Here is a 7,918-nt window from a genome sequence, read left to right as displayed (position 1 = left end):
CAGCAGCGTGGCGACCGCGGCGGCGGGCGCGTCGCAGCGCAGTTGCATCTCGCCGCGGAGCAGGTCGGCCCGACCGGGCGCCGGTCCGGCGGTCAGGCGCCGTAGCAGCCCTCGGGCCTGCTCCGGGTCGCCGGCGGTCCAGGCGCACCGCGCCGCCGCGATGGTCAGCTCGGCCGCGCGCCCGGGGTCGGGGCTCAGCTCGGCGGCCCGGCGCAGCACGACCGCCGCGGCGGCGCGGTCCGGCACCTCGTCGACCGCCGCGCTCAACTCGGCGGCGAGCATGTCGGCCGGACAGTCGGCGGCGATGGCGTGGCGCAGCGCCCGGCCCAGCGTGCCCTCGGCGAGCGTGCCGGCCAGCAGCAGGTGCGCCGAGCGCAGGTCGGCGAGCGGCGCGACTGCGGTGATCATCGTGCGGGCGAGCGGGTGCGGGAACGTCACCCCGCCCGGCCCGGTGCGCAGCAGGCCGGCCGCTTCGGCGGGGGCGAGCGCCTCGACGGTCAGTCCGGCCGCCCACGCGGCGCGGACCAGCGTGGCCGGGTCGTCGCCGGGGTCGAGCGCGGCGAGCAGCACCATCCGCCGGGTCGGGACGGGCAGCCGGTCCAGGCGGGCCCGGTACGCGGCGGCGAGTACGCCGTCCACCGGCGGCGTGTCGGGCAGCGGCGCCTCGCCCCGCCACTGGGCGGCGGTGAGCGTGCCGGCCAGGTCGGCCAGCGCCGCCGGGCTGCCTCGGCTGAGCGCGGCCAGCGCCGTGGCCACCGCCACGGGTGGCCGCTCCCGCAGGCCGGCGAGCATGGCGTGGCACTCGTGGGCGTCCAGCGGGCGCAGCCGGTGGGCGGGTACGCCGTCGACGGTGGCCGGTGCGGTGGCGGTCAGCAGCATCGCCACCGGCAGCCGGCGCAGCCGGCGCGCCACCACCGCCAGGGTCCAGGCGCTCTGCGGATCGCCGATGTCGAGGTCGTCCACCGTGCACAGCAGCGGCCGGTCCGCCGCCGCGGCGGCGAGCAGGGACCGCACCGCCGCGGCCAGGGCCAGGCGCTGCTCGGCCGGGCACCCGTCGCCGCCGAGCGCGCGGCGCAACAGCCGGCGTTGCCGCACCGGGAGCGCGGTGTCCGCGTCCAGCACCGGGTCGAGCAGGCGGTGCAGCCCCGCGTAGGGCAGTGTCGCCTCGTCGGCCAGGCCCGCACCGGCGAGCACCGTGCGCTCCCCCGCCCACCTGCGGGCGTACGCCAGCAAAGCGCTGCGCCCGGAGCCGGGCGGCCCGTGGAACAGCAGCGCACCGCCGTCGTCGTGGTCGAGGAGCCGGCGGATCGCGTCGCACTCGTCGTCCCGGCCCCACAGGTCTATATGCACTGTCGATGCAGAAACCATGCATGCAGTGTCACAGATGGGCAACCCGTCGGAAAAGAGGCGGACACGCTCCCGGGGTGGTCGCCACGGCGACCACCCCGGGAGCGGACCGGATCAGGCGCTCGGGCAGGTGTTGCGGTACTCCTGGATCGCCGACCCGCTCGGGCCGGGGCAGAGGAACTGCTCGTAACGGGTGTCGTCGTCGACGAACCGCTTCAGCCAGGCCACCATCTGCTTCGCCGTCGGCGTGTTCGTCGTCTGCGGGAAGAAGTGGCTCGCGCCGTCCAGCTCCAGGTACGCCTTCTCCGAGGACGCCGGGATGCTGTTGTAGAACGGGATCGAGTGGGTCGCCACCGGCGCCACGCTGTCGGTCTCGCCGCCGATGATGAGCGTCGGCACCCGTACCTCGGACCAGGTCTTGTCCAGGTTCCACGGTGCGAGCGGGACGGCGGCCTGCAACGACGGCCGCGCCGCCGCCGCCTCCAGGCTGCCGCCGCCACCCATCGAGTGCCCGGCCACGGCGAGCCGGGACGAGTCGATCCGGCCCCGCACCGAGCTGCGCTGGGTCAGGTAGTCCAGCGCGGCCAGGAGCTGGCGGCCCCGGCTGTCCGGCTGGTCCAGCCGGGTGTTGGTCTCGATGCCGATCACCACGAAGCCGTGCGAGGCGATCCGCGGGCCGAGCCAGCTCAGGCTGGACCAGGAGGCGGTGTAGCCGGGCGAGATGGCGACCGCGCCGAAGGTGCCCTCGGCGGTGCTGGTCGGGTAGTAGATGACGCCGCCACCGAAGCCGGTCACGCTCAGCGAGGAGACGTTTATCGACGAGGTGGCGAACGGGCCGCGACTGGCCTCCAGGATGGCGCTCGTGGGCGCCGGGCCGCGCTCGTAGGGGCTTGCCGCGCTCGCCGCGGCCGGGACGGCGAGGGCGCCGCCGGTGGCGAGCAGTGCCGCCACGGCGAGGCGGGCGAGGGCACGGACGGGGGTACGGGAACGGGTGGTGGTGGGCACGTCGGTCACTCCTTGCGCCGGAATTACATCGACATGCGTCAGCATCGATGCCGTGCCGCCGGTGCGCATCGGTGAAATCACCGGTCCCCCGGCGGTGACCCGGCCGTGACATGCACGGCGGACGATTGCCCCATGCACCCGACGCGACGGCACCTGACCCGGCGGCACCTGCTCGGCGCGACAGCGGCGGCAGGCGTCACCGGCCTGGCCACCGGCTGCGAGCCGGACCGCCCGGCGGGCGGGACCGCGGCGCCGGACGACGCGCCCGCCCTGGATCCGGCCAGTTGGGACAGCGTCCGCGCCCAGTTCGCGCTCGACCCCTCCCGGGCACACCTGGCCACGTTCGTCTTCGCCCCGCACCCGGCACCGGTACGGGCCGCCGTGGCGGTCCACCGCGCCGGTCTCGACCGGGACGCCTCGGGTTACCTGGGGCTCCACGAGGAACGGCTGGACCGCGCGGTGCTGGACGCGGCGGCCGGGCACCTCGGCACCCGGCCGGAGCAGATCGCGCTCACCGACTCCACCACCATGGGCCTCGGCCTGGTCCACAGCGCGATCCGGCTGCGAGCGGGCGAGGAGGTGCTGACCACCGAGCACGACTTCTACGCCACGCACGAGGCGCTGCGGTTGCGCGCCGAACGCGACGGGGTGACAGTGCGCCGGGCCCGCCTCTACCAGGACGCGGCCACGGCCACGGCGGACGAGATGGTCGCCGGCCTGACCGCGGCGCTCACGCCCCGTACCCGGGTGGTGGCGCTGACCTGGGTGCACTCCAGCACCGGCGTGAAGTTGCCGGTACGCCGGCTGGCCGAGGCGGTCCGCGAGCGCAGCCCGGAGGCGTTGCTCTGCCTCGACGCGGTGCACGGCTTCGGCGCGGACGCGTCCACACCGGAGCAGCTCGGCTGCGACGTGCTCGTCTCCGGCTGCCACAAGTGGCTGCTCGGGCCGCGCGGCACCGGCCTGGTCTGGGCCGCCGAGCGGGCCTGGGCCCGGATGACACCGGTGATCCCCAGCTTCGACAGGCGTGGCATCGGTCGCTGGCTCGCCGGCGGCACCGGCGGGCAGCCCGTGCCGCCGGGCGCGGCGCACACACCCGGCGGCTACCACAGCTTCGAGCACCGGTGGGCGCTCGCCGACGCGTTCGCGTTCCACCGGCGCATCGGCCCGGCCCGGGTCGCCGAACGCACCCGGGAGCTGGCCGACCGGCTCAAGGAGGGGCTGGCCGGGATCCCGGGTGTCCGGCTGGTCACGCCGCGCGCCGCCGACCTGTCCGCCGGGGTGGTCTGCTGCGAGGTGCCGGGCGTGCCGGCGGACCGGGCGGTGGACCGGCTGCGGTCGGCCGGCGTGATCGCCAGCAGCACCCCCTACCGGCCGTCGTACCTGCGATTCGGCGCGACGATCGCCAACGGCGAGCAGGACGTGGAGGCGGCGCTGCGGGCGGTCCGCACGCTGGTCTGAGCCGGATCAGGGCCCGGTACGCGGCCGTACCGCCGGCGACCAGGTGACGTCGTAGCGCTCGGCGGCCACCGCCTCGGCGAACGCGGTCGCCGCCGCCGGTGAGCCGGCGATACGCCAGTCCTTCTCCTTGTCCACCTCGAACCAGATCAGCCCGATCAGGCCCGGATAGCGGGGCAGTGCGCGGAACGTGTCCCGGATCCACCGCGCCTTGTGCCCGGCGGCGTCGGCCGCGCCGGTCTCGGTGACCACGAGCGGCTTGCCGGTGACCTTGCGGATCTCCGCGATCGTCGGGCCGAAGATCTGGTCGAACGACCAGTACGTCTTGGTGAACGCGCCACTGCCGTAGTAGCCGGTGACGCCGACCCAGTCGACGTACTCGTCGCCCGGGTAGAGCCCGGTGACCCCGGCGGTCGTCTTGTCCCAGCGGGCGTTCGGGCTCCACACCCAGGTGACGTTCGTGGCGCCGGCCTCGGCGAAGACGTCGTGCACGTGCCGCCAGGCGCGGACGTAGTCGCCGGGGCGGTTGCCGTTGGCCCGCTCGCACCAGGGGTACCAGTCGCCGTTCATCTCGTGCGCGAAGCGGATCGCGACCGGGTAGCCCAGCGACCGGACGCCGTCGGCCCAGGAGCGCAGGTACGCGTCGAAGTCGCCGCGCGCGATCCGGGACAGCCGGTAGTCCGGCTGGGTGGCGCGCAGCCGGTCGATCTGCCTGTCGGTCAGCTCGGTGCGGCGGGCCGCCTTGTCGACGGTGTGGTCCCACGGCTCCCAGCCGAGCATCGGCATCATGCCCCGCTCGGCGATCCGGTCGAACAGGCTCCGGTCGAACGCGGCCGACGCCCAGTCCGCGCCGAAGAGCATCACCTGCGGCGCGCGCCCGGCCGCCTCGGCGAACCTGTCGACCGGCGCGAAGTCGTACGGTCCCTTGTCGGTCATCACGCCGAAGAACGCCTGCCCGGCCGGCGGGAACGGGCCACCGTGCGGGCTCGGCACGGCCGCCGCCGGCACGTCGGTGCTCGCCTGCGGCGTGGCAGGGGCGGGCCGCCGCGCCGCGGCGTCGGTGCCCGGGTCGCGCCACGCGCCCGGCGCCACCACGAAGGCGTACGCGAGCAGCAGCAACCCGGCCAGCGCCAGGCCCATCCGGGGCAGCGTCGGCCTCAGCACGGCACACCGCCCTCGGTCACGGTCCGGGGCACCACCTGCGGTTCCCGGGCCGGTTCGGCGGCCCGGTCCCGGCGGGCCCGCAGACTCTCCACCCAGGAGATCAGCGGCGGGGCGAGCCCGGTCAGCAGCGTCAGCACCGGCCAGACCCGCAGCAGCGGGTAGTCGTGATCCAGCGCGAAGCTCGCCGCGAGCAGCCCGGCGGCGGCGAGCGCCCAGCACAGATGCAGCCGGAACGTACGCGCCGACTCGACAGTGCGCAGCGCACCCTTGGCGGTGACCACGAAGCCGAGCTTGCGGCGCAGCAGCGCGCCCACCGCGGCGGCCACGTACACCGGCCCGGCGAACAGGGCGAGCGCCATGCCGACCATGCCCACCTCCTCCCGCTCGTGCGGGGCGATGTTGAACCGGCGCAGCCACAGCCAGAGCAGGAACCAGGTGCCGATGGTGGAGCCCCACAGCGTCGCCCAGACCTGCGGGTCGAGCCGGCCCGCGTCGACGCCGGTCAGCAGGTAGAGCGCGGTGGCGGCGTTACCGAGCAGCAGGCTCACCGCCACGCTCGGGTAGTAGAACTGGAGCAGGCGGTACTGCCAGCGGCGGCGGGACGGCAGGTCGCGCGGCGTACGCAGCTCGCGGCGGAGCAGGATCTCGCAGATCCCGGCCGCCCAGCGCTTCTGCTGGTTGAAGTAGTCCGCCCAGGAGGTCGGTCCCTCGCCGAGCGCCACCACGTCCGGGGTGTAGACGCCCTTCCACCGGTTGCCGGTGGCCGGGTTGACGGCCGCGTGCACGCGGATGCTGGTGAGGTGGTCCTCGATGATCGAGTCCTGGTAGCCGCCGATGGTCCGCCAGGCCGCCGGGCGGTAGAGGTGTCCGGTGCCGGTCAGCAGCGGCGCGTCCAGGCCGTTGCCGCCGCGGGCGATCAGCCCGTTGTAGAGGTACTGCTGCACCGAGGCGCCGTGGGCGACGAAGTTCTGGTGCATGTTGCCGTACACCTGGGGGGTCACCACGAACGCGACGTCCGGGTCGCGGAAGTAGCCGAGCGTGCGTTCCAGGAAGTTCGGCAGCGGCACGTGGTCCGGGTCGACGTTCGCGACCACGTCGTAGCGGTGCTCGTGCTCGGCCCGCCAGGCGTTGTGGTTGCCGGACTTGGTCCGGGCCCGGAACTCGCCGCCGGGCCGGTTGTACTCGGGCCGGCCCTTGCGGGTGAAGTGGCGGACGCCCAGCCGCGCGGCCATCGCCCGGACCGCCGGGTCGTCGCCCTCGTCGAGGATCCACACGTCGACGTGCCCGCAGTAGACGATCTCCCGCAGCCGGCGCAGTGTCCGCTCGGCGACCTCGATCGGCTCCTTGCTCGGCACGATCGTGGTGAGCAGGGCGACCCGCAGGCCGACCGGCGGGTCGACCGGCACCGGGTCCCGGGCGTGGTAGGCGAAGACCCAGACCACCACGTTCTGCGCCAGGCGGATCAGTTCGACGCCGACGACGACGCAGAACGCCAGCCGGGCGGCGACGGTCTGCCAGCCGCCGAGGCCGACGACGCCGGGCCCGGGCACGTGCTGGGGCAGCAGCAGCCAGCCGACGAAGACCAGGCCGGCGGCGCTGTTGACGAGCACCAGCAGCGTCAGCACCAGCCGCGCGGCGACCGAGGCGGTGGGGCGGAACTCGACCGCCGCGTCGGGGCGGCGGGGCGGTCGCAGCGGGCCGGCGGTGGCACCGCAACGGGCGTACGCGAGGCGGGCGCGGACGTTGCGCTGTCGGCGGTCCGTATCGGCCGGCGTCCCGGGCGGGACGGGTGCGATCGGGCGGGCACCCGGCGGCCCGGCCGTCGTGGCGCGGGACGGGCGTGTATCGGCGGCGACGGCCACGTTTCCCCCATGGTCTGCAGGCTCTGGAGCCGACCGAATGCTAAGCCGACAATCAACCGCAAAAAGTGCGAATCAGGCAGACATCGCCCAATCGTCGACGGGTCACGCGGTCAGCCGGGAAGCTGGGCCGCCACGGCGAGCAGCGCGACGAGAGCCAGCACGGCGACGGCCCCGGCGACTCGCGCCCGGGACAGGGCGACCCCGCCGAGCACCGCCCAGGCCGGCACCGTGAACAGCAGGTTCGCCGCCGACCAGACCGGCGCGGCCTGTGCCAGCGCCAGCAGTCCGAGCGCCGGCACCAGCGCCCAGGCGGTGCAGATCGCGGCGGCGTACCGCAGCGGGAGGCTGAACAACGCCAGCCCGGCCAGCACGCCCCCGAGCGCGGCGACGCCGAACAGGTCGCCGGGCGTGGCCGCCAGCACGGCGGCGCCGGGTCGCACGCCGGACGCCAGATGACCGCCGTCGCGCAGGCCGGAGGCGAGCAGCGCGGCGACCGGGATCAGCCCGAGGACCACCGCGGCCAGCCATCTGACGGCGACGCGGCGACGGAACGCCAGCACGATCCAGCCGTGGCCGGCGAGCAGCAGCAACGCCACCGGCTGGCACAGGCCCAGCAGCAGCACCGCGCCCGCGTAGGGCACGAGGCGCCGCGGGCCCGGCCGGTCCAGCGCGGGCACCAGCAGCCAGGTGGCGAGCACGGCGGCGAACACCGCCAGGGCGTACGGCTGCGCCTCCTGCGCGTACCGGATCGAGGTCGGCAGCACCGCGAAGATCGCCCCGCCGGCCAGGCCGGCGGCGGGCGTGGCGATCCGGGCGGCGAGCGCGCCGACGAGCGCCGCGGCCCCGATCATGGCCAGCAGCGACGGTACGCGCAGCGCGAGGTCCGCCGCGCCGAACAGCGCCGCCCAGGCACGCAGGAGAAGGTGGTACGGCCCGAGCGCGACCTCGTCGCCGGTCAGCGCGGCGCCGATCCCGGGCCACGACGACGTGGCCGCGCGCCGCGTCGCGAGTTCTCCGGCGCTCGGCGCCGACGCGGTGATCCGGGCGGCGCCGAGCGCACCCGTGAGGGCCGCCGGCAGCAGCCA

6 protein-coding genes are annotated in these 7,918 nt (G+C 75.4%); 1 reads left to right on the top strand and 5 read right to left on the bottom strand.

Annotated elements, in window-relative coordinates; translation table 11 throughout:
• Both AC2CHG_RS28305 and AC2CHG_RS28300 read right to left on the bottom strand, forming a co-directional pair.
• Positions 1-1,368, bottom strand: a 1,368-nt coding sequence (locus AC2CHG_RS28305; RefSeq protein WP_484525944.1) for an AAA family ATPase, incomplete at its 3' end; no start/stop codon positions are given.
• A 93-nt stretch (positions 1,369-1,461) separates the two neighbouring features.
• The gene (locus AC2CHG_RS28300) at positions 1,462-2,352 is read right to left on the bottom strand and encodes an alpha/beta hydrolase family protein (protein ID WP_262011865.1); all 891 of its coding nucleotides are present in this window, start codon (positions 2,350-2,352) and stop codon (positions 1,462-1,464) included.
• Positions 2,353-2,484: 132 nt separating this feature from the next.
• Between AC2CHG_RS28300 and AC2CHG_RS28295 the strand changes: the two genes are divergently transcribed.
• Positions 2,485-3,810, top strand: a complete 1,326-nt coding sequence (locus AC2CHG_RS28295; protein ID WP_484525943.1) for an aminotransferase class V-fold PLP-dependent enzyme — start codon at positions 2,485-2,487, stop codon at positions 3,808-3,810.
• 6 nt (positions 3,811-3,816) lie between these two features.
• Here AC2CHG_RS28295 and AC2CHG_RS28290 read toward each other — a convergent pair whose 3' ends face one another.
• From AC2CHG_RS28290 to AC2CHG_RS28280, 3 genes are all read right to left on the bottom strand, one after another.
• Complete coding sequence (locus AC2CHG_RS28290) at positions 3,817-4,971, bottom strand: glycoside hydrolase family 26 protein (protein WP_355508057.1); 1,155 nt, start codon at positions 4,969-4,971, stop codon at positions 3,817-3,819.
• Complete coding sequence (locus tag AC2CHG_RS28285) at positions 4,965-6,833, bottom strand: glycosyltransferase family 2 protein (RefSeq protein WP_357209005.1); 1,869 nt, start codon at positions 6,831-6,833, stop codon at positions 4,965-4,967. The genes AC2CHG_RS28290 and AC2CHG_RS28285 overlap by 7 nt, the downstream gene beginning before the upstream one ends.
• Positions 6,834-6,943: 110 nt before the next feature.
• A partial coding sequence (locus AC2CHG_RS28280) for a glycosyltransferase family 39 protein (protein ID WP_484525942.1) occupies positions 6,944-7,918 on the bottom strand: 975 nt, incomplete at its 5' end.

It is taken from the genome of Micromonospora sp. ATLC20 (assembly GCF_057196585.1).
This window is presented reverse-complemented; position numbering and strand designations above follow the sequence as displayed.